General features: G+C 55.4%; 11 protein-coding genes and 1 pseudogene. All 12 read right to left on the bottom strand.

The window, feature by feature from the left end; translation table 11 throughout:
- Positions 1-95: 95 nt before the first annotated feature.
- The 12 genes and pseudogenes from Poly51_RS08495 to Poly51_RS08445 all read right to left on the bottom strand — a co-directional run bounded on the left by Poly51_RS08495 (position 96) and on the right by Poly51_RS08445 (position 21,189).
- Positions 96-560 (bottom strand): hypothetical protein, encoded by a 465-nt coding sequence (locus tag Poly51_RS08495; protein WP_246114352.1) that lies wholly within the window; start codon positions 558-560, stop codon positions 96-98.
- A gap of 2 nt (positions 561-562) precedes the next feature.
- Entirely contained in the window at positions 563-1,486 is a 924-nt protein-coding gene (locus Poly51_RS08490) for a hypothetical protein (RefSeq protein WP_146456278.1), read from the bottom strand.
- A gap of 361 nt (positions 1,487-1,847) precedes the next feature.
- Positions 1,848-4,700: a serine/threonine-protein kinase gene (locus Poly51_RS08485; RefSeq protein ID WP_246114351.1), complete on the bottom strand. Its 2,853-nt coding sequence runs from the start codon at positions 4,698-4,700 to the stop codon at positions 1,848-1,850.
- Between the two features lie 35 nt (positions 4,701-4,735).
- Positions 4,736-4,819 (bottom strand): annotated as a pseudogene (locus Poly51_RS31755) (hypothetical protein); the annotation flags it as partial.
- Positions 4,816-5,427: an RNA polymerase sigma factor gene (locus Poly51_RS08480; protein WP_186775422.1), complete on the bottom strand. Its 612-nt coding sequence runs from the start codon at positions 5,425-5,427 to the stop codon at positions 4,816-4,818. The gene Poly51_RS08480 and the pseudogene Poly51_RS31755, both read right to left, overlap by 4 nt.
- 313 nt (positions 5,428-5,740) lie before the next feature.
- Positions 5,741-11,671 (bottom strand): M56 family metallopeptidase, encoded by a 5,931-nt coding sequence (locus tag Poly51_RS08475; protein WP_146456273.1) that lies wholly within the window; start codon positions 11,669-11,671, stop codon positions 5,741-5,743.
- On the bottom strand, positions 11,668-12,069 hold the full coding sequence (locus Poly51_RS08470) for a BlaI/MecI/CopY family transcriptional regulator (RefSeq protein WP_146456271.1): 402 nt from the start codon (positions 12,067-12,069) through the stop codon (positions 11,668-11,670). Before Poly51_RS08470 ends, Poly51_RS08475 begins: the two co-directional genes overlap by 4 nt.
- Before the next feature lie 216 nt (positions 12,070-12,285).
- On the bottom strand, positions 12,286-16,917 hold the full coding sequence (locus Poly51_RS08465) for a WD40 repeat domain-containing serine/threonine protein kinase (RefSeq protein WP_146456269.1): 4,632 nt from the start codon (positions 16,915-16,917) through the stop codon (positions 12,286-12,288).
- Positions 16,907-17,530: an RNA polymerase sigma factor gene (locus Poly51_RS08460; RefSeq protein ID WP_246114350.1), complete on the bottom strand. Its 624-nt coding sequence runs from the start codon at positions 17,528-17,530 to the stop codon at positions 16,907-16,909. Before Poly51_RS08460 ends, Poly51_RS08465 begins: the two co-directional genes overlap by 11 nt.
- A gap of 646 nt (positions 17,531-18,176) precedes the next feature.
- A complete protein-coding gene (locus tag Poly51_RS08455) occupies positions 18,177-18,629 on the bottom strand; it encodes a hypothetical protein (protein ID WP_146456267.1) in 453 nt (150 codons plus the stop codon).
- Between the two features lie 48 nt (positions 18,630-18,677).
- A complete protein-coding gene (locus Poly51_RS08450) occupies positions 18,678-20,591 on the bottom strand; it encodes a serine/threonine-protein kinase (protein WP_146456265.1) in 1,914 nt (637 codons plus the stop codon).
- A complete protein-coding gene (locus tag Poly51_RS08445) occupies positions 20,578-21,189 on the bottom strand; it encodes an RNA polymerase sigma factor (RefSeq protein ID WP_146456263.1) in 612 nt (203 codons plus the stop codon). Before Poly51_RS08445 ends, Poly51_RS08450 begins: the two co-directional genes overlap by 14 nt.
- Between the last annotated feature and the right edge of the window lie 10 nt (positions 21,190-21,199).

The following is a 21,199-nucleotide window of genomic DNA, read 5'->3' as shown; positions in this document are numbered from 1 at the left end:
GGGCCAGGGGCGGTCGTTTACTGGCCTTGTCACCTCAAAGTGCCCGATTCGCCTCCTGATCGCTTAGCGCGTGACCGCAAGACAGAGTTGTCCGCTCAGCTTGAGAGCATCCGAAACGAGCGCACTGCGGCAAGGGACAGGTAATACCACACGACGGGACAGAGCGAGAGAATCAGAAGCGAATGCAGAATTTGCGACCAGGAATACTTGCCGGCGAAGATGTTGGAAAAATCGAGATAGCTTGCGAACAAGATGAGTCCTGTTACCAGCAGCAACGGCGAAAGGACAGTCGGAAGTAAGATCATTCCGAATCGCGGTCGCCATCGCTCGCAGGGCACGGCAACCAAGGCAGCGAACAACAAATAGGCCGCTGGGGCAAACCCGAACCACCAGTTCTGCCAGCCCCATGTCGCAATCGGTCTTGTCAGGAACGGTGCCAAATGGATGGCACCGATTAGAACTGCGAATACCGCCAAAGAGATCGCTGCCACTCGGAACGAGCGAGGGATGTGCACCGAGGCGGCGTCTAAATTCGGCGGTGATTCGTAAAGGTTTTTCACCGTTACTGCTTCTTGCGGCGGTACACGATTGTTTCACCAGTGCGTTTCTCGCCGTCGAGATGTTTTGGCATCGTGTTGTAGTCGATGATCAGCAAATCGTGGTTCTTGTCGACTCCCTCCACATACGACACCTTACCGCCGTGAATGCCGACAAACGGTACGTCGGTGAACCAAAGAAACGTGTTGCCAAGGTGAGTGGAGACGATACAGCGATCGGTCGTGAATCCAAGCTCCTCGGCGTCCGCGATCCAGCGTCCGGAATTGCTGATCCCATGCCCCATCTCTTCAAGCCTTCCTGCACTGCCATCGTTTGAATCGGCGGCGTTGGTTGCCCGAACTCCCAGACTGAGTCGAAATGAAGAGGGATATGTGAAGCTCAACGCTCGCGAGTCTGCCGCGAATCCGAGTGCGGTGTGCAGGTCGTCCGCTACTTCCCAGTCGCCGTTCCAATGCGAATAGGAAGTCGGCGTGGCCCCGGAAATTTTTGATGCGGGAATGACCAGATCTTCGAGTTGAAGTCCTGCGTAATCCAGATTGATGATCACATTGAATTTCTCACCCGATCTCCGCGTGTCGTTCACGACCATCCAGTCCCAGTCGCCTTTCATCGCCTTGAAAGACACAGGAACAGTAATTGCTGGGCACTTCGCGAGTTTGTTCAGAAGTTCGTTGATTGCGGATGTGTCACCTGCAAATCGCAAGTTGATTCTTGCGTTGGTCCAACTTCCCTTTACGAACCGACAGTTTTCGCTTTTCAGCGCCGTTTCAATTTGCTTGCGAACGGGTTCGGGAATATCTGGCGAGAGACTCGCGTGCAGGCCGTCGATCGACGCAATGGGGACGACAATCGCAAAGGCCGTTTGTGAAAAGCACGCCAACAGGATCGCGCAGAAGTTCGCGGTGAGAACTTGTTTGATTCGGGACATCAAGGGTCTCCTTAGGCATAGCGATTTGCGAGTCAGCGACGTAGAAGGCTTTCCGAATTCCATCCGTTCTCCGGATGCCATTGTAACCAAATTCAGAACAAGCTTCCGTCTGGGCTTGTCCCGGCGGCGCAAACAACTGGCAGCTACCATCGCGGAATCAACGCGTCCCCTCGCTCATTCTTCCTTGGATCTCCGCTTCGGGCTTGCCCCGGCGGAATCAACGATTCCTGGAACCTTTTCGATTTTAAACCAGACAGTAGGGCGAGTCGCCTTTCTTCGCGACGGCAGGATACGATGCCTGAATCGGCTTCTTGGCTTCACCTGTCGAGGTGATTGGATCGCGAACAACCGCGTTGGATGCTCAATTGCGATCCTCGGTAGTTTGATCGTCACGAGGGCGATCGGTCGCATGAAATCTTGTCGATGCCGAGAAGTTGACGTGAAACAAGAGCTTGTCCTTGTAGATGAGCTGCGACGGTCCTCGGAAAATTCTCTCCTTTGCGTCCCAACCAAGAATCGAGTGGTACTCCCTCCCGTCGTGTCCTTTGCCGAATTCGCGATTCGGGATGCCGTTGGGATTGAAAAAGTGCTTGTAGCCAAAGTCATCGTTTTCGTACGGCGCACTGGTCCACGCCATCGACTTGATCGCGTGGATTTGAAACGCCAGCGGAAACCCGTCTTCGACCAAGTGGATTCTCTGCGTCTTCTCGAGCGGGCCGCGGGGTTCGAAGACATGGATGACAACAAACCACTGATCCTCGGTGCCAAGCGACAACAACTGAACGTCCTCAGAATTCACTCCATCGGCACCGAGATTGCCGCCAAACTTCGCTTCCAGAATCCCCTTCTTGTCGAACAGAAAGATCATCCCGGCGCCATGTTGACCGAACGGTTGTTCAACCTCGGGAGGAAATCGACGCGCGGCAACCGCAACGTAGTCTTTGCCGTGAGACCGAATTGCCTCCACGTCTTTGATACCCATGAAATTGGTAGGACCTCCCACTTTTTCGATGTGTGTTGTCCCGTCGCCATTGAGCCGCAGCAAGTGATTCAGCGCGGCAGCGGTCCGTTTGAACTGCAATTCAGACAACGCAGCCTCTTTGGCTGGAAGCGGCTGAATCAGTGGCTTCATCACCACATCATCAAGATCGGAAAGCGTCAATCGAAAGGGCTGCGACTCGTCATTCGTCATCGATTCGATCGCCGCACCGGGTGACGCACTGACGACCGTTCCTCGAGGCGTCGTCTCCCTTGAGATTGCCGACGGCTGGACCGTGGCCAGCAACATCGTGTACCAATTGTCGGTGAACACAACTCGCGGCGGCGACAAGTGTTCGATTCGCAGTCGACCATCGCTCAGTCGCTGAGCGACCTCAGCGGTCGTTTCAATTTCCATTCCTTCCGGTGGCGTCTCGTCGTGACGGAGTTGGCCGGTTTCCCGTGCATATTCCCTGGCGACATCTCCGGTCAGCTTGAGCAGGATCAGCGAGCCGACCGAGGGTGTGTCATCCTTGCCCTCAGTCTGCGAAGTGACGATGCTACCTGCCACCATGTCTGCTGCAGAATTGCTCTTTCCTTGTTCGCCAGCAATCGCATCTGGTTCCGCTTCTGAACGTTCAGTGTCTTTTGCTTCATCCAATGCCTTAGCGGCTGCTTCGCTCATTTTGAAGGCCATTTCGGCCTGCTCTCGTGCGTTTTTTTCGGACCGTTGTGCAGCTTCCGCTATTGGCCTCTCGGCGTGGGCCAATTCTTCGGTAGTGATGTTAACGACTGCCGAACCGCCTCGCTCCAACGAGACTTTCCCTCCGGCTTCAACCGAAACGCCAGAGAACTTTCCGGCGATTTCGATAACATAGTCGCCAGCGGAAATTCGAGTTGACTCGCTTCCGTGCGAGACCTTCAGTTCTTGCACGACTTCCTTACCCCGCATGACTCGAATGGGAATGTCATCAACTTCCGATTCGATCGTTAGCGTGCCTTTGTTCAGTTCCAGCACGATTAGGACGCCAGCAAAGATCAGCGAGAAGGCGAACGCTGCGGCGACGATGAGTTTACCGATTGGTGGGTAGCGGAAGTCGCCAAGACTTTCGGATGCGGGTTTTGTACTGCGAGAGCCGAAACTCTTGGCGAGTTCCGCTACGGGATTCGCCACGGCTTCGGGGAGCGGCGTTGTGGTTGGTTGCTGAACATGGGCTAGGCAGTCTTCGAGTAGATTGGCAACTTGTTCGGCGGAATCAAAACGGTCGTTGGGGAATTTGCAGTGCAGGCGAGCGACCAGTTGCTCGAACCATTCGGGAACTGACGCTTCGATTTCTCGTATGGGGCGTGTTGGCTCGTTGACGATGCGTTTGAGTACTTCAAAGCTGTGGTCGCCGCGAAAAGGTGGGCGGCCAGTGGCCATCGCATAAAGTACGCTACCGAGACTGAACAAATCGCTGCGGGCGTCGATCTGCCGAGCTTCGGCTTGTTCGGGTGACATGTACTGGGGCGTGCCTGCGATCACTCCCGTGCGAGTCACTGAAGCATCGTCGGCTGCGCGAGCCAAGCCGAAGTCGGTGATCGTAACACGTTCGACGCCTTGCTCCAGCAAGATATTGGCAGGTTTGATGTCGCGGTGAACCAGCCCCTGAGCGTGAGCGGCAGCGAGTCCCGATGCGATTTGCACACCGACCCGCAACGTCTGCTCGATGTTCAACGAGCCCTCGATGTCGATTCGTTTCTGCAATGAGATACCGCCGACGTAGGGCATCACCAAGAATGGCAAGCCGTGCCAGTCGTCGACCCGATGGATTGCGATCACGTTGTCGTGCCGAACCGCCGCTGCGGCCTGGGCTTCGCGAGCGAATCGCTTGCGTGCATTACCGTTCGTTGCCAAACGAGGCGCTAGCACTTTGATGGCGACATAACGGTTGAGCGACGACTCAAAACCCTTTAGCACAATCCCCATGCCACCATGACCGACGATACCGACAATCTCGTATCCCGCAAATCGACCTAACGACTGCGGATCGTCGGTTGGATCGAGCCAGCCACGTATCTCGCGAGAGAGCACGTCGGCCGTTTGTTGCTTGGTGATGGAATCCTGTTCGCCTGATAGCAGCGACGTGATTGCAGCGACCTGTTCTGGGCTGTCGTACTCGTCAGCAGCCAGCAGGTTTTGAGCTTCCTGCCATGACAAACGCGTTGGGCGGCAAGTTGGATTTGCTCGACACACGACTCGCACTCCGTCAAGTGCAGTTCCAGCACTTCGGCTTCGCTGCCGCCAAGCGTCCCTTGCAGAAACTGTTCCAATGCGTCGGGGTTGCATTGCGTTTGAAGCTGTTGTCGATTCATAATTGCGTCGCCATTTCTTCGTGATCGTATTGCCCAGCCACTTCTTGCAGTCGACGTAGAATCCGACTGCGAGCCGCGTAGACCGCGCCGGTCGAGAGCTGCAATTTTTCGGCTGCCTCGGGAACCGAGAGTTCGCCGAGCGTGGTCAGCCAGAACGCTTGCCAAGACGTGTCCTTGAATTCATCGCGAACCAGTTCGGCGGCTCGACGCAGCAGGCTGCGATGATGTTCCTGGTCGATCAAACGCTCAAGTTCGCTTGCTGGTCCTTCGATTGTTTGCGATTGCAGCAAAAACTCACTGCCGCCGCCCGCTGGCTCACGTCCCGACTTTCGCAACGTGCTAATCAATGCGTTTCGAGCGATCGCGTACAACCAACTTCGGAAGCCACCTTTGCTGTGATCCTTTCGCCACTCCGGCACCGCTTTGGCAACGGATACCATCACTCGCTGCGTCAGATCTTCGGCGTCGCAGTGCTGCCAGCCCGCTCGCCGAGCAACCCGATAGACCACTGGACGATAGATCGCATCAAACCGATCCCAAGCCGCACGATCCTCAGGATCGCGGACGCGAATCAGCAGACTCTCGCTCGTTTCAGGTGTTGGTGTCATCACTCGCATATTCCTCTACAAAAGAATACGCGACTCAGCCCCATTCTTTGACACAACGAGCAAAAACTTATGATTTAGCATGTGTATCGCCGTCTAGATATCCGAGGGCGACTTCCGCAGAAAGTGAAAACGACGATAGAGTCGCCAGCGTCGCGACGGACAGTGGCGAGCCCAGCGGAAGCGGATAGTGAGCGCGAATGCTTCCGTCCGGGCTTGTCCCGGCGGAGCAAACAACTGGAAGCTACTATCGCTCGCTCAACGCCCCCTCTCATATTCCTTTTTGGATCTCCGCTCCGGGCTTGCCCCGGCGGGATTAACGACTCTTGTCGTCATAAGCTTTGGACGCTCGCGGTTCGTCGCCGAAGATGGTTCGGGTTGTGCCTGACGTGATATCGCCAAGCTGCACGATGCCGGGACCGGAGGTGAGACCGCTGGAATCGCTGTAGCTGGCGGTGACTCGGCGGTCTGCAACTAGCATCAACTCCGGTTTCAGAAGTTGAGTTGGAATCTTCACAACAAGTATTGACTTACCATCGCGCTCGACGCGTTCGGTTTTGCTGGTCCAATATGCTCCTGGCTTGCCATTCTCGTCCGGCATGTGACCGCGGACGCGAAACGCACCGTAGTAGGCGATCGGTTGAGTCTTATCCGTGCGGCGGTCAACCCACTCGAAAGCGACTTCTGTGTGAGGCACTGCACGGATCGTGAGTTCTTGTGGCAGGGATGTCTTTGCGATCGTGAAGGATTGGCTGACGAAGACGGCCTGTACGTCGCGCGAGTTAGCCGTGCCAGGTAGTTGCTCTTTGCCATCACGCAAGCGAGCGTCTGGATGAATCGTCACGTTGCCTGCGGCCATAACCGGAAACTCAAAAATGCCGTCATCGCCGCTGATTGCCTTGCGACCTGAATGTGGCCCGTGCGGGCCAGTGGTTGTCAGATGAACGTTCGACAATCCATTGCCTTCTGCATCAACGACGCGACCACGCACGATGACGCCGGTCTCCAATTGCAAGTTACCCGCATGGAGAGCCATGTCCTCTGCGTCAGTTTTGTCCGAAACAATCAGGACGTTGCCTCGATTGTTGCCGCCATACTGAATTTCCAGTGGCAAGCACTTGGCCAGTCGCTGCGTAACGGCCTCGTCTTCACCAACTCCGATCTGCGGTCCGAACCCGAGTGCTGTCGTGCCAATTCGTAACCACGATCGCGAGCTGCTTGGTGGAACAGTCACGCGAAACCGCCCCGCATCGTCAGTGACGATCGTTCGACTCCAGTTCGGCCAGTCTCCGTGGTCAAACGAATAAAGCGTCAAATCCATGCCGAGCTTTTCTTTCCAAGACTGATCGTTGATATAAACGCCAGCAGCCAGCTTCACTCCGGCCGCTGGCTTCTTGTCTGGCCACAGCAACCGACCATCGACTTCGGTGCCTCGCCATAGCTTGACGATCGTCGGTTCTTCATCGTTCGCTGCGGTTTGCTCGTGCTTCGGCTTGCCATTCTTGTCAAGTTGAATCACTGTCACCGAAGGAGCCGACGAAAACCAGCCGCTCGGCACTTCAGCGATCCAAACCGATTCGTCTTCTGAAACGTCAACCTCAACAATACCATCCGCGTCACTGCTGTAGGGAAGCAGCTTTGCAGGCGAACCTTGCTTGAAAATACTTGCCGTACACTGAATGCCTTGAAGAGGCGTGCCGTTTTCGCCGTCCACAAGTTTGAATCGACGTGTGCGATTGTCGCTTTGGTTGGCTTCGTCTTCGGGTGGATCGGCGGGCTGGTTCGGTTTGGATTCGCGAATTTGCCAAACAGCCAAAGCCTCCTTGCGATCGGACTTGCCGGCAGCGAACCACGTACCATCGGCAGAGAATGCAGCCGCCGTTGCTTCGATCGGAAGCGTTCGCAGGCGTTCACCGGATTCTGTAGACCAGATCGAAATCATGCGTGGCTCGCCTTTTTCTGGAAACGTTCCGAGCAATGTGAACAACTTGCCGTCGGCGGAGAAAACAAATTGTGGATTGCTGTGGTAGCGGTACGGAGTGTCGATGTCTTGCAGTATCTCGCCTGTCTTCGAGTCAATCAGCTTGACGCCCAGCATGTCACAGATCGCGAACGATTTTCCGTCAGGTGAGAAGCCGGCGCTGGAAACCTGTTGGGTCGAGCTTATCTTGACCGACGGATCAGGATACTGTCGATTGGTATTGTCGTTTCGGAAGTCCAGCACGAGCTGCCCGCTCTCTACGTCCCAAAGACTTGACCCATACTGAGAACCGACGGTCGCCAATCGCTTACCGTCTCTCGTTAGCGCCAAGCTCCGAACAGAAACCCGGTGTTCCATCTTGACTTTCTGGATCACTCGCCCGCTGTTGGTATCCATCACAATCGCATGAGCATCCGGCATGGTTCCGCCGAGGGACACCGATTTTCCAAACGCGATTCGCGAAAGATCTGGAGTACCCGTCAAAGCTCCAAAGCGTACAGAGCCGCGTTCGTCGCTCTTGATGTCATCGGGAATGTGGTGGCACCAAACGATTTTTCCGTTCACTGCATCCCACACGCAAATCTCACCGTCCAGCAATCCGACCACGCGTTTACAGTCCTGAGACAACAGCAAGTTGCTCGCGTACCGCGTCCAGTCCGTCTGCCAATCCAGTTCGACTTCGTCTACTAACTTCTGATCGTTGAGGCTCCAGTTGCGAACCGTTACCCGCAGACCCTTCTGATCCGGTGCCGTTTCCCAAACAAGACTCGCCAGCTTTCGGCTATCAGCATGGAAAGCGACACTGCCGACGCGGCGGTGTTCCGGCAAACGGAACGTCTCTTTGGAAACCGCAGAGACGTCGGCTGAGGAATCCGGCGATTGCAGCACAATCGGCTTCCAGTCGGGGCCGGCCACGGAAAAAGGAACCCCCTCCGTGTTCAGTTCCAATCGCAAGTTCGGAATGTCCGCACGGTGTAGGGTCACGTCGAAGACGGCTTGATACCGGCCGCCCGCTGGCGTGAGCGTGGCGAGATAGTTTTGTTCTCCGGCTATTTGCTCAGCCTTCTTCAATGTGCCGACAACAAGAAATTGAGGCAGAGGCAACGATGTCGGTGATGCGTGATCGTCCGGATCCGCTGACAGCGACACCAGTTGATCGTCTCCTGTGATTCGAGCGACTTGGCCAGACGTCAGCTTCAGATGGATGTATCGAACTGGGCTATAGAAGTCTATAGGAAAGGCTCTTTGAAATTTGTCTTTTGAGCCAGCGAGGGCGGCCACGTTGAAGTTCCAGCCGTCGCCGGGATGAGGCAGTTCAACACTGCATTCGAGTGGCTGATCCGACACGTTGGCGACAAACAAGTCCGCTTCGACGTTCGAGCCGATTTCAAAGTGGGCCTGTTCGTGGGCCCAGCTTGCACCAAGCTGCAATCCCGCGACGTCTTGACCCCAATGAATATTGTTTTCAGGTAATACTGATTGCTTCGGGGATAATTCCCCGAGCAATGTGAACGGCAATGCCCCGCGATGCGGGATTTCGTGCGTCGTGTTCTTGTCTGTCTCGTCGGGGACATAGAATGCCGACCGCAGGTCTGCCGTGTATTGGCCAGGCGACAAGCCGGTGGTGTCGATGGATACGACGTGTTCGGTATCGACGAAGACTTCGCCGGGCTGGAGTGTCAACGTTGTTGTTCCTTCCTGACTCGCTAGCCCGACTCCGCTGATCCGGTTGTTACTATCGACCGATGGAAATTGCATCCCATCGTTCAGATAACAATCCAACGACTTGGTTTCGCCGGAGACGTTTGCCAACCGATACTCGACCATCAATGGGTCACCCGACTTCAGTCCGCCTTCGGGTAAGATCAGTCGCGCACCGGAGAGCAGACCGTCGCGATCGCCCCACATTGACCACTGAACGCCGTCGCCCAAACGATCTTTGGCGTCAGACGGCGGATCGGATTGACGCTCGAAAATCTCGGAAGGCAAATCCCAGGCAACCAATTTTGCAGGAGGCTTGCCGCTGTATTCGCCAACTAATCGCCGGCTATCGTCGCTGAATGCAGCGCCACGAACTTGGCCCTCGGTCGCGATCTGAAAAACAGGCCTGCCGCGAGTCCGCAAGTCCCACACGTGGACTCGATGGGGAATCATGAGTTTCGTCGGATCAACCATTACGTCGTTGCTGGCAACCAGGAATCGACCATCAGGTGAGATGTCGATCGTCTTTGCGATCAGTAACGAACCAACTTCGTTTTGAAGAGAAGCCACGATCTCTAACGTCCGCATGTCGCGAATCTGAATGTCCTGGCGGACATCAGGCCCTTCGGCAAGATACTGCCCATCCGCAGTGAACTTCAAGCAATCGATCTTGCGAGCAACGTGAATCGTTCTGACGGGGGCCTGATCGCGCCAACGCCAAAAATGCAAATCGTTCTGATCGGATACGACCAACCACTCACGGTCTGGACAAAAGGCAACCGCATCGACACGTTTGATGTCGACCGGCAACGTGGTTTCGACTTCGCCAGTTTCGACGCGGTAGACGCGAACGCCCTTTCGATCACCCAATAGGACAAAGGCACCACCGGACTCGATATCGACAGAAAAGGTATCGAGATCAGCGTACTCAGGTAACACGATCGTTTTGCCTACCTGCGTGAAGTCTGTCGTTTTCAGTACGCGAATCTCATGCCACGGCGAAACTCGTCCGCCATCTGAAACTGTCGTTGATGCCTCTCGTACGGAGACGTCCACGATGTACATTCGGTCGGACGATACTCGACGCACGACCGAACGCAGCGTATCATCATTGCTGACATCAGCGTATCGCGGGAACGACGTGCGCAATAGCGCTCCGGTTCCCAAATCAAAATCCCGAGTAGAGGAAAGGACTCGATCGGTTGTCACGACAACGTTGGATGTCGGGAAAACACCGAATGAACGATCGTGTTCCGTCAACTCCTGCTGCCAAACGGGTTCGGGCGTAAACGTCGAAGGCGCATCCTCTTCGTTTGCAGACTCGCCTTCCGCAGATTGCTGGCTCTGCCCCAAGGCAACGATCGATAGGCTCGCAAGCAAAACCGCAGTGAGCGTCACCCCAACGGTCCGTCGCGAAAGTCCAACTCGCGTTGATTGCTCCGCACTGATCAACCGCCGAATTCGATGCCCAAGTTGAGTCGTGTTGTTTCCGGCTGCTGACAATGTTCCCAGCGCCGATAATCGATTAGGATCATTCCCAATACAGAGTTCCGCCATCTGGAGTAACGCATTTGCGTAGGACAATGAACCCGTTGTTGCTGATGCTATGTCGTCACAACAGTTCTCTCGTTCGATGCTGATACGGCGACTGATCCACCAGGTCACCGGGTGAAAAAACAGCAGCGATTCAACAATACGTTGCAACAAGTTGACGAGCAGGTCGTATCGCCTGATGTGTGCCATTTCGTGGCTCAGGATCGCGGCAAGCTGATTCGGATCGAGTCCGCACAACAGGGCTGGAGGCAGTAGGATCATCGGCTTGACGATGCCGACAACCACCGGCACGGTGACTCTCTGGCACAGAGCGACAACCGGAACTCGCTTCAATCCAAGCCGTGACGAATGTTCAGCGATGACCTTCAACAGGTTGGAATCGGTAATCGGTTGATGCGTTCGCCGCAACCGCGAACAGCCAATGATCGACAATCCGAATCGCGTCAACATCAATGTGACGCCGAATGCGTAGGCGATCAGCAGATAGGGTGCAAACGATTGAATTCGCTGTGTCAATGAAAGTGTACGAACAGCCGGACTCGACGCTTCAAGCGGTTCCGCAACTGGCAACTCGGCTCTATACAACTCCGTTTCAGCGGGGCTTTCAAGCGGTGGCAGAACGGGAATCTCGCTACTTGTGAGTGATTCCGACCGCTCGTTCGTCGACACGACATCCACAACAGGCAACTCAATGGGATCGCCAGAGGCGAGAAAGACCGGACCATGCGATTGGTGAACCCACATGAATGTTGCGGCAACGCAAACCGGCAGAGAGAAGAACGCAAGGCAAGCGAACGTGTAACGAACGTTAGCGGAACGGAGCGAGTCGTCCGGTGTTGGCTCATTCGGCGCGGGGCACCGGAGGGCTCGCGCCCTACCGCTAACAAAATCGAATGCCTTTTCGGCATTGACAAGCACGACCGCGACGACGCACGCTTGCCATAAGAAATGACCGAACGTGAGCATCACTTGCAGCGACAGTTCGGACCAAGCAACAGTTGGAAAAATCATGACTTGGCCTCCCGCATCTTCTTGTTCAGCAACTTGCGCAGGCCTGCCAGTTCTTCTGCGTCTAGTTCCGCCACATCAAACAGACTCAGCATCACCGCTTCGGCCGAACCATCAAAGACGCGATCCACAAGATCCCCCAGCATCCCGCGAGAAACATGGTCTCGCCCGATCAACGGCGAGAACCGAAACGCCTTGCCCTGTGTCGGCTCCAGCTTTTCGACTTGCTCCTTATCCACCATCGTACCCAGCATCGTGATCACGGTGGTATGGGCTAGCTCACGCCCGCCTGCCGCCAGCGATTCACGCACCTCGCGAACCGTCATCGGCTCCGCGTCCCACAACACTTTCAGTATTTGAAGCTCCAACTCTGTTGGATACTCCGAATTCGGTCTCGCCATTGACTCATCTCCCGAGTTAAATTCTATTCAACTAGAGATTGCGGAAGTTACTAGCGGTAGTCAAGGGTAAATCTAGCGAAATAGAAATAAAGTTTGCGAAGGGAGGAGCGTCGTTTCGTCAAGCACTAGATCGGTTGGCTCCGCCGGGGCAAGCCCAGAACAGAGAGCTGGCGGCTTCATTATCTTCATTGACTACTGACGGCTATCCAACTTTGATTATTGCGACGTCGCCTCGTTGCCGAATTGCACATAGTGTTGTAGTTCCGGTGGAAGCGTTTTTCCGTTTCCGGTTACTCCATGGCTGCCGGGCCGAACGTACCAGTGGTAGCCGCCAGCAGTCCGATGGATTTCGATGCGAATGGGCGAGTTGTCTTTGGACCAGCCGAGCAGTGCCGGATAGGCTTCCGAATCGCTTTTCCAGATTTCATCGAAGCCTCGGTCGGTGCGAGTTTTCACGGCAGACCAGATGCGATCACGTTGGGTATCCGGCACGATCTTGCCCAGCTTTGACAAAAATTCGTTCGCCAGCCCGCTGCGGTCGTTGGCAAGATCGCCGATCTCGGCAACCAAGTGCCCGTCTGCTGCCAGCGAGTACTTCGTGCGATCGCGCTCATCGTCAATGTACTCGGTCCAAATCTCAGTCAACAAAGAGTCGACGGCAGTTCGAGTCTTGCCGTCCAGGTTCAGCGTGTTGGCGAATTCATGATGCAGACTAACCTTACTGGCTGATTCCCAAACCAGACAGTAAGGCGTGTCTACCGCTATCGCGACAGGCTTGATTGCCGAAGATGTATTGGTTGGCGCATCTGCATAGCTGGCTGCGTTGGGAGAAGACTTCATCTTGGCCGCATCTTCATCCCGTTCGACATTGAATTTGTCCGGCGTCCGTTCTTTACGATCGCCTATCGATGGGAAATTGGGTTCGTCTAAGGTTTCAGCAATGTCGACTGCAACCTCTCCGGTGCGCAACCCGCCGCCGTTTAGATCACTGACGACGTAGGACAGGAAGACCTTTTGGACGTCTTTCACGGTCAGGTAGGTTCTATTTGGGCTGATACTATCGAATTTTGGATCGGGAGTGATATAGCCGAGATCCAGTGGGTTGCCACGCTTACGGATTGGAGTCTCTCCGATTTGCGTGTTGATCGCACCGCCAACGACCATCTCTTTTCGGAGCTCGACCACGTCCAGTTCTTTGCCGCCGGCATCACGAGCGATCATGTTTTGATAGGAAAAGACGTTCGGCACGGTGGCAGAAATCGACTTGCCCGTAGTGCTGCGGTAGAGGAACTCCGTCTCAATTGGCGTTCCTACCTGATATGCCCGTTGCCCGGGAATCAGACGGAATCCTGCTTGCAGTCCCTGGTCGTTGGGTTTGCCCCAGTGGATCGCTGACGCCATGGCGGAGTTGACTGAAAGGTACTGCTGGCGAATCGTGAAGGCCATTGTCGATCCAGGCTTTGCGACTTGCGGCATGACGACCCGCACCGACCAGATTTTGAAGGAGTCTCCCGTTTCCGTTTTGAAATGAGGAAGCACCTCAATCTTTGCACCAGAGGGCAATTGATGTGTCAGTGCAATCTCTTGAAAGTTGGCGAACGTCTTGTTGTCGACTGGGGCTTCATCGCGTCGAGACTTCCAGTCAAGGATCGCTGCCAGAACTTCTTGCAGAGTGAGCGGCGGCTGACGCAGCCCGTCAACTTCGTTATGAGTTGCGTTGAACTCGGTGATTGCGGCCTGCAGCGGCGTCGCGGTTCCAATCGGATCCGGACGCCGAGGTCCGTGGAAGTTGACTGGCGCGGAAAAGAAACGTTGACGGACAACAATCGTCGTGCCGGAGTATTGACTCGCAAGTTCGATGGAGTAGACGCCAATCTCGCCATCACCCGTCTTGACCTGAGACTCACTTCCTTCGATTTTCCAGTGCTTTGGTAGCCATCCACCGATACCGATATCGGTCAGCACACCCATTGTTTCGACGGAGAGCTGCTTGTCGGTTTGCAGCTTCCACTGAGCGAAGCAGCGTAATTCTTCGACCGTGAGTGGAGGCTGTGGAGGCACGTCAAGATCAGCGGCTTGAATCCTATGATTGAAATGACGCACAAATCCCGCCAACGTATTCACTGGAATCGGTAAGCTGCTTCCGCCAGCGAACGGGTCATATGGTTGTGCGTATCCACGACCCGGTGCATAAGCAGGATTCGGCTGCACTGGGTTGGGCGTCTTCGCGGCCTGCGGTTCACGGACTCGATGAAGACGAGTCGTTGGAACATTGCTATAAGCGTCCGGCAACTTTTTTTCGTCTAAACCGAGATCACGCCGTTTCCAAAGCACAATCTTTGAGTCTTCTGGGATGGCTACCATTTGGCGGGATACCGCGACCGACCAGATCTCTCGAGTTGGTCGGTCGACGTGAGCCGGGATCTGATCGATCTTGGAAACATCCCAAACCAGCATGCCCTTTTGGCTACCGGTAACGACATGTTGTCCATCCGGCAGAAATGCCACGCAGTAGACGGGAGCCTTGTGAGCGGCCATCACACCAATCTGCTCGTGCGATGCGACATTCCACACACGAGCGGTTTTATCTTCGCTTGCCGACACCAGCACGCGATCGTCTGGAGAGAACGCGACGCTGCGAACTGCGTCATCGTGTCCATGCAATGTCGCAATCGGCTCGCCTGTCGATAGCTGCCACAAACGAATCGTGTTGTCAAAACTGGCCGAGGCCAGAGTTTTGCCATCCGACGCGAAACAGACATCGCGGACAAGATCGGAGTGGCCTGACATTCGGCGATGCAACTTTCCGCTTTGAACATCCCAAAGCTTGACCGCTTTGTCCCGACCGCCCGTCGCCAGCAGCTTGCCATCTGGCGAGAATGCGACGGCACAACAGAAAGTTGCCGTGTCACCACCATCCAGCACATGTTGAACTCTTTCTTCCTTCAAGTTCCAAATGACGATCTCGCCAGACTGCGGGCCATCAAAGTCTCCGCCCGCGATCGCGAGCAGTTTCCCGTCAGGAGAGAATGCGAGGTTCGCGGCCGCAACTGGGCGCTGGATCTTCGTTTGAAGTTTTCCGGTCGAAACATCCCAAATCTTGACGGTCTTCTCGCCAGTTGCTGAGGCGAGGGTTTCTGCATCGGGAGAGAATGCCACCGACCAGACTCCATTGACTTGCTTGCGATTTTCATTTGCTCCACGAATCGTCTTGTGCAATTCCCAACCGCCGCCTTTCGTCACGTCATTGACATCGACGTTCAGGTCCGGGAATTTGGGAGCCGTCTGATGGTGATGATGATGTGCGGTTATTTCATCGCTTGCGTTGTCCAAATGGGAATGGATGTCGGCTGGCACTAACGCAATCTTCACGACTTCGTCTTCACCTCGCGTCAGCGTGACCTTGCCACCCACGACGTTCACCCCATCCAACTCGCCATCAACTTCCACCACATAGTGACCTGCGGCGATACGAACAGATCTACCGGTCTTCGTGATGGTCAGTTTTAAGTAAAGCTCTCCGTTCTGCATGATCCGAATGGGGATGTCATCTACATCCGACTCAATCGTCAGCGTGCCCTTGTTCAGTTCCAGCACGATCAGTACGCCTGCAAAGATCAGTGAGAATGCGAAGGCTGCGGTCGCGACGAGTTTGCCGATCGGTGGGTAGCGAAAGTTGCCAAGACTTTCGGCGGAGTTCGTTTCGTCGGAACCGAAACTCTTGACGAGTTTCGCTACGGTGTCTGGCAGGGGCGTGGAGGTTGGTTGCTGTACATGAGCCAAACAGTCTTCGAGTAGTTCAGCGACTTCAGCGGCTGATTCGAATCGGTCGTCGGGTGATTTGGAAAGCAGCTTCATCACAATGCCTTCCAGCCATGCTGGCACACTGGAATCAATCGTTTGCAAACGTCGGGGCTGATCGTTGCCGATGCGATTCAGTACGCCCATGGTCGTTTCGGCACGGAAGGGGCTGCGGCCGGTGAGCATGAAGTACATCACACTGCCTAACGAAAACAAATCGCTGCGATGGTCGATCGTGTCGCCGTGAGCCTGTTCGGGCGACATGTACTGCGGCGTCCCTGCGATCACACCGCTGCGAGTCATGCTGGCGTCGTCGATCGCTCGGGCTAGGCCGAAGTCCGTGATCTGGACTCTCTCGATACCGTTTTCCAACAGGATGTTCGCTGGCTTGATGTCGCGATGGACAAGACCTTGAGCGTGCGCGGCGGCAAGCCCATCGGCGACCTGACTTGCGATGCGGATGACTTCGACAACTTGCAATGGACCTGAATCACCGACACGAGCTTCCAGGCTCTGACCTTCCACGACCGGCATCACCAGATAAGGCAATCCGTTATATTCATCGACGGTTTGAATCGGGACGACATGCGGATGGACCACGGCTGCGGCACTTTTTGCTTCACGCGAGAAACGCTTGCGAGCCGACGCACTGGTTGCCAGTTCGGGCGACAGAATCTTCACCGCACAATGTCGGTCCAGCGAAGTGTCGTAGCCCCGCATCACAACGCCCATTCCGCCACGACCTAGAAACTCCATGATCTCGAAGCGTGCGAAACGACCGAGCGATTCTGGATGTTCGGTGGGTTGCAGAAACGTGGCGTAAGCTTCCAGCTTGCGATTCCCAACGTCAACAGGCTGCCGGTCCACGTTACTCAGCAAGTCGCCCACGTCATCCCACGACAAACCTTTACGCGACAGGTCGTCGATCTGCTTCTGGCAGACTTCACAGGCCTCGACGTGCGAGCTGACCTCGCGTTCATCTTCGCTCAGTCGGTCGTGCAACAAACGATCGAGCGTTCGTTCGTCATAGTGAAATCTAGCAATCATCTTTCTTGTCCTCTTCGATTGAGTCACGTAGTGCAGCCTCACGCAGTCGGGTCATCACTCGGCATCTTGCCATCCGCACGGCACCTTCAGTTTTATCAAGCAGCTTGGCAACTTCCGCTATCGAAACGCGCTTGACTGCCGTCAACCAAAACGCGTCCCAGGTGGCTTCGCTAAACTGTGGCCTGACTTTCTCGGCAGCGGCCTGAAACTGGCAGCGTCTCAGTTCAAGATCGAACAGCGTCGCGGTCGGATCGGCGGGCTGGGGGATCTGTTGCAACCACGCCTGGACTGCCGAGTCGCCGCTGCCGATTGGACCTTTGCCACGCGACAAATGATTCACCACCAGATTGCGAGTGATCGTCCCCAACCAGCCGCGGAACGATCCACCGTGATCGAGATCGAAGTCGCCGATCTTTTGTCCGACAATCGCTAGCACCTCCTGAGCCAAGTCTTCCGCGTCGGCGTGCTGCAATCCTTTTGCCGATGCCACCCTGATGATCAAAGGCCGATAGATCGCAGCGAACTCATCCCAGGCTTCTCGCGAAGCGGTTTGGTTGAGGCTGGCAATCAGCGACGCTCGTGTTTCCGGACCTTGCAAAATGATGTCTCCCACTTACAACACACAACGGAGACGCCATTGTCACAGAAATTCGGCCAGTTTTCAGAAGATTCTCGTGAAGGGCGATATCGTGACGACAAGAACGCTTCCGACCAATGCGAGGCAGAAACAAAAGACTCCGTTCAAGCGACCGAAAATTGCCCACAATCACCTGACTGATACAGGGCCAGTTGCACTCCCTGGAGATCCGTCGCGGTGCAAAGGCGGCACCATGGTTCGTCGCAGAGTCGATGGGTATGCGGAACCACCAGCATTGAGTCGTTGGCTCCGCCGGGGCAAGCCCGGAGCGGAGGCCTAAAGATTCAGAATCAAGGATTATCTTTCGTGTTGGCTGTAGCGACCACTTGTTTGCTCCGCCGGGGCAAGCCCGGCGGAAGCGGGGAGGCGGATACTTAGCGCGAATGCTTCCGTCCGGGCTTGCCCCGGCGGAGCAAACAACTGGCAGCTACCATCGCTGACTCAACGCGTCCCTCTCCCTCGTTCATCCTTGGTTTTCCGCTTCGGGCTTGCCCCGGCGGGATCAACGACTCCGAGAGCCTTCACGATCCATAACTCCGATCGCTGATCTTGCACGAATAAACAGGAATTTCCGTAACACTTCAGCCGTCTGAAGTCAGTGGAACGCTTCCGTCGGGTACGTTCACTTGGAAGCAAGTCGAAATTCTCGCGGCGAGTAGGAGCCGTCCTTAAGAACCACCAGCAATGTTTCCGGCGTGGCAAATTCCGCGTCCCGGAGATTGGATCCTTGCGGTGCCTTAATGTTGATTTGATATCGGCCGGGCCAAAGCGATTCGTTGATTGTTGCAATTCCCATCATGTTCGTCGCGAAGGCAGCAAAACCGCCGTCTCCGCTATCTGGACCAATCAATGTCACTTCGACGGAAGCACCAACGACTGGCGACAAGTCTTTCGAGTCGAGAACGAGCATATCGACGGAATACCCCGACCGTCCAGTGTTTCGATCGTCGGTTTGGCCCGTTGCTACGGTCAGCCCTTCCGCCTCTGTTGATCCTGCCATTGCAACCGTTGGCAATAAGAGGGGCGAAGCTGCGGCGGCAGTTAGCACTTGCCGCCTCGTGGTATTCGTGTTCATCGAAAGTCCTTTTAGATCGAAATTGCTGGAGCGGAATGACGATTCGCGTCAGTTGTCAAACGGGCGAAGCTGAGTAGATGTTTTGGGGGACTCCTCGCCCACTTCATTCTTCAGTTCAATAATAGAACGCGAAATTTTCACTGCCAGTGGATGTGTCGGCGCGTGTGTTTTTAGCAAATCAGCCAATTGAGATTCGACTACCGCAAGTTGCTCGCGCAGTTTGTCGTTGGTAATCGGTTCTTCATTGCTTAGACGCGACTGGTCAATGAGTTCCGCAACGCGGGCGGGTTGCGACGCATCCTGTAACGAAGGAAACAGCTTGATTTGCTGTACGTTTCCTTCATCAGTCAGCTCAAGCACCCGACCTTGCCGAAGGTCGAATTCCTCACCGTTGATCGCTAAATCAAAAGGATCTGTAGACTCGCGATAGTATCCGAACGAACGATCTTTCCCTAGCCGAATGCTGCCACGATCTACCCAAGACATTCCTTGCGTATTATGCGTTCCACTGGATGAAGTTTGAAAGTTCCCAGCATAGAAAACGACATAGTGCACGTCGATTTCATCATGCCCCACCACAACAGAAGCAGTGTTGGTACCAATATGTGCGCCGGTGGGACTTGTCCGACGCACCTTGCTCTCCACGTTGTTGCTAACTGAGTTACCGACCGGTAACGGACTGAATCGCCCATCAATTACCCTAAACGCCATAAAGATCGCCAGGATAATTGCCAACGCCAGGCCCACTGAAAGAAACGCAGGCTTGTTTTGGCTCGGAACTAAGTTCATGCGATTTTGCATCGAATTCATCTCCATCGCTTTCGGCAAAGGAACGGTCGTTGGTTGCTGCACGTGGGCGAGGCAGTCTTCGAGCAGTTCGCCGACTTCCTCGGCGGAGTCGAATCGGTCGTCGGGGGATTTGGCGAGCAGCTTCCGCACGATCTGCTCCAACCACTCGGGAACGTCTGGATTGGTTTGTCGAATCGGGCGCGGCGTGTCGTCGGTGATGCGACGCAGTACCGCGTAGCTCGTTTCGCTGCGGAATGGTGGATGACCGGTGCAGAGGGCGTAGAGCACACAGCCGAGTCCAAACAGATCGCTGCGGGCGTCGATCGCTTCACCTCGGACCTGCTCAGGTGACATGTAGTGTGGCGTACCGGGATGGAAACCGCTTCGAGTCAGACTGGCGTCGTCGGTCGCTCGGGCGAGACCAAAGTCGGTAAGCAGCGCTCGGTCAACGCCTTCATCAAGCAGGATGTTCGATGGTTTGACGTCTCGGTGGATCAAACCTTGTGCATGCGCCGCGGCGAGTCCTTTGGCGGTCTGCATGCCGATCCGCAGTACTTCGCAAACATCAAGCGGCCCTTCGCGATCGAGCCGCTGTTGCAGCGAACCGCCTGCGATGTACTTCATCACCAGGAACGGATGCTCGTCGTCAGTTTCGACGTTGTGAATCGGCACAACGTGATCATCGACGACCGCTGCCGCGGCGCGAGCCTCGCGAGCGAACCGATTCCGCGCCGAACCGCTGCTAGCCAAATACGGAGCCAGCAACTTCACGGCGACGGGACGATTCAGTTCCGTGTCGTAGGCTTTGAATACCACGCCCATCCCACCACTGCCGATCAAACGCTCGACATCGTACCGGCCAATCCGGCCCAGCATCTCGGGATGACTGGCGGCGGATAGAAGCGACTTTGCCATGGCGTCGTTCCAGGCAATGGGACGTTTCCAACGCTCACGTGCTTCCAGCGACTCGGCAACGATCGCGTCTCTAGAATTGTCCATTGATAGCCAATGCCGCGTCTCATCCCATTGTTCATCGCTAGCGACCAGCCCAGACAAGCGGCTTTGGCAATGCGCACAAGTTTCAAGGTGCGAGGCAATGTCAGGATTATGTGTGTCGATGTCGTCCTCAGCATCAAGTAGGTCATCGAAAGTGATGCTTTCACATTTCATCATTGGATATCTCCTCAAAGGATTTGACTGCGGACTGCAATCGCTTCATCACTCGGCTACGAGCGATGTAGACACTGCCGGGACTGACACCAAGTTGCGCTGCGACCGCTTCGATCGGTTCACCGTGAACGGCAGTGCGGTGGAACGCTTTCCAAGTCGTATCGCTGACTTGCGATTGAACCCTATCGGAAGCCCGTGCAAATATCTCGCGACGAACTTCTATATCGAATTGGCTCGACACGTCTTCTGCCGCTTCGACTTCATTAAATTGCCGAGTCGCCTCGTCACCACCGTCTGCCCAGGGTCGATGCTTGCGACGTGTCAGAAAATCAATCGCTGTGTTGCGAGCGATCCGATACAACCAAGCTCGAAAAGGTCCTCGGTCCTCGCGGACGATCCAGTCTTTGACCGACTGGGCCACCGCTGAGAGCACTTCTTGAACCACGTCGTCAGCGTCTGCCGCTTGCAACCCAAGCCGCCGTGCCGATCGGTAGACGACGGGAGCGTAGACTTCTGCGAACTCATCCCAAGCCGCGATGTCGGCCGCATCCTGCAATCGCAGGATCAAGCTGGCTCGCGTTTCGGGTGGACTGGCAGTCATCTGACTTCCG

Source organism: Rubripirellula tenax (assembly GCF_007860125.1).
GTDB lineage: Bacteria > Planctomycetota > Planctomycetia > Pirellulales > Pirellulaceae > Rubripirellula > Rubripirellula tenax.
Note: the sequence above shows the minus strand (reverse complement) of the source record. Positions and strands in the feature narration are given on the sequence as shown.

Coding starts and splice junctions, on each gene's coding strand:
- Poly51_RS08490 (WP_146456278.1), bottom strand. CDS start 1,486: ATGTCCCGAATCAAACAAGTTCTCACCGCGAACTTCTGCGCGATCCTG.
- Poly51_RS08480 (WP_186775422.1), bottom strand. CDS start 5,427: ATGACACCAACACCTGAAACGAGCGAGAGTCTGCTGATTCGCGTCCGC.
- Poly51_RS08475 (WP_146456273.1), bottom strand. CDS start 11,671: ATGATTTTTCCAACTGTTGCTTGGTCCGAACTGTCGCTGCAAGTGATG.
- Poly51_RS08470 (WP_146456271.1), bottom strand. CDS start 12,069: ATGGCGAGACCGAATTCGGAGTATCCAACAGAGTTGGAGCTTCAAATA.
- Poly51_RS08465 (WP_146456269.1), bottom strand. CDS start 16,917: ATGATTGCTAGATTTCACTATGACGAACGAACGCTCGATCGTTTGTTG.
- Poly51_RS08455 (WP_146456267.1), bottom strand. CDS start 18,629: ATGAACACGAATACCACGAGGCGGCAAGTGCTAACTGCCGCCGCAGCT.
- Poly51_RS08450 (WP_146456265.1), bottom strand. CDS start 20,591: ATGATGAAATGTGAAAGCATCACTTTCGATGACCTACTTGATGCTGAG.
- Poly51_RS08445 (WP_146456263.1), bottom strand. CDS start 21,189: ATGACTGCCAGTCCACCCGAAACGCGAGCCAGCTTGATCCTGCGATTG.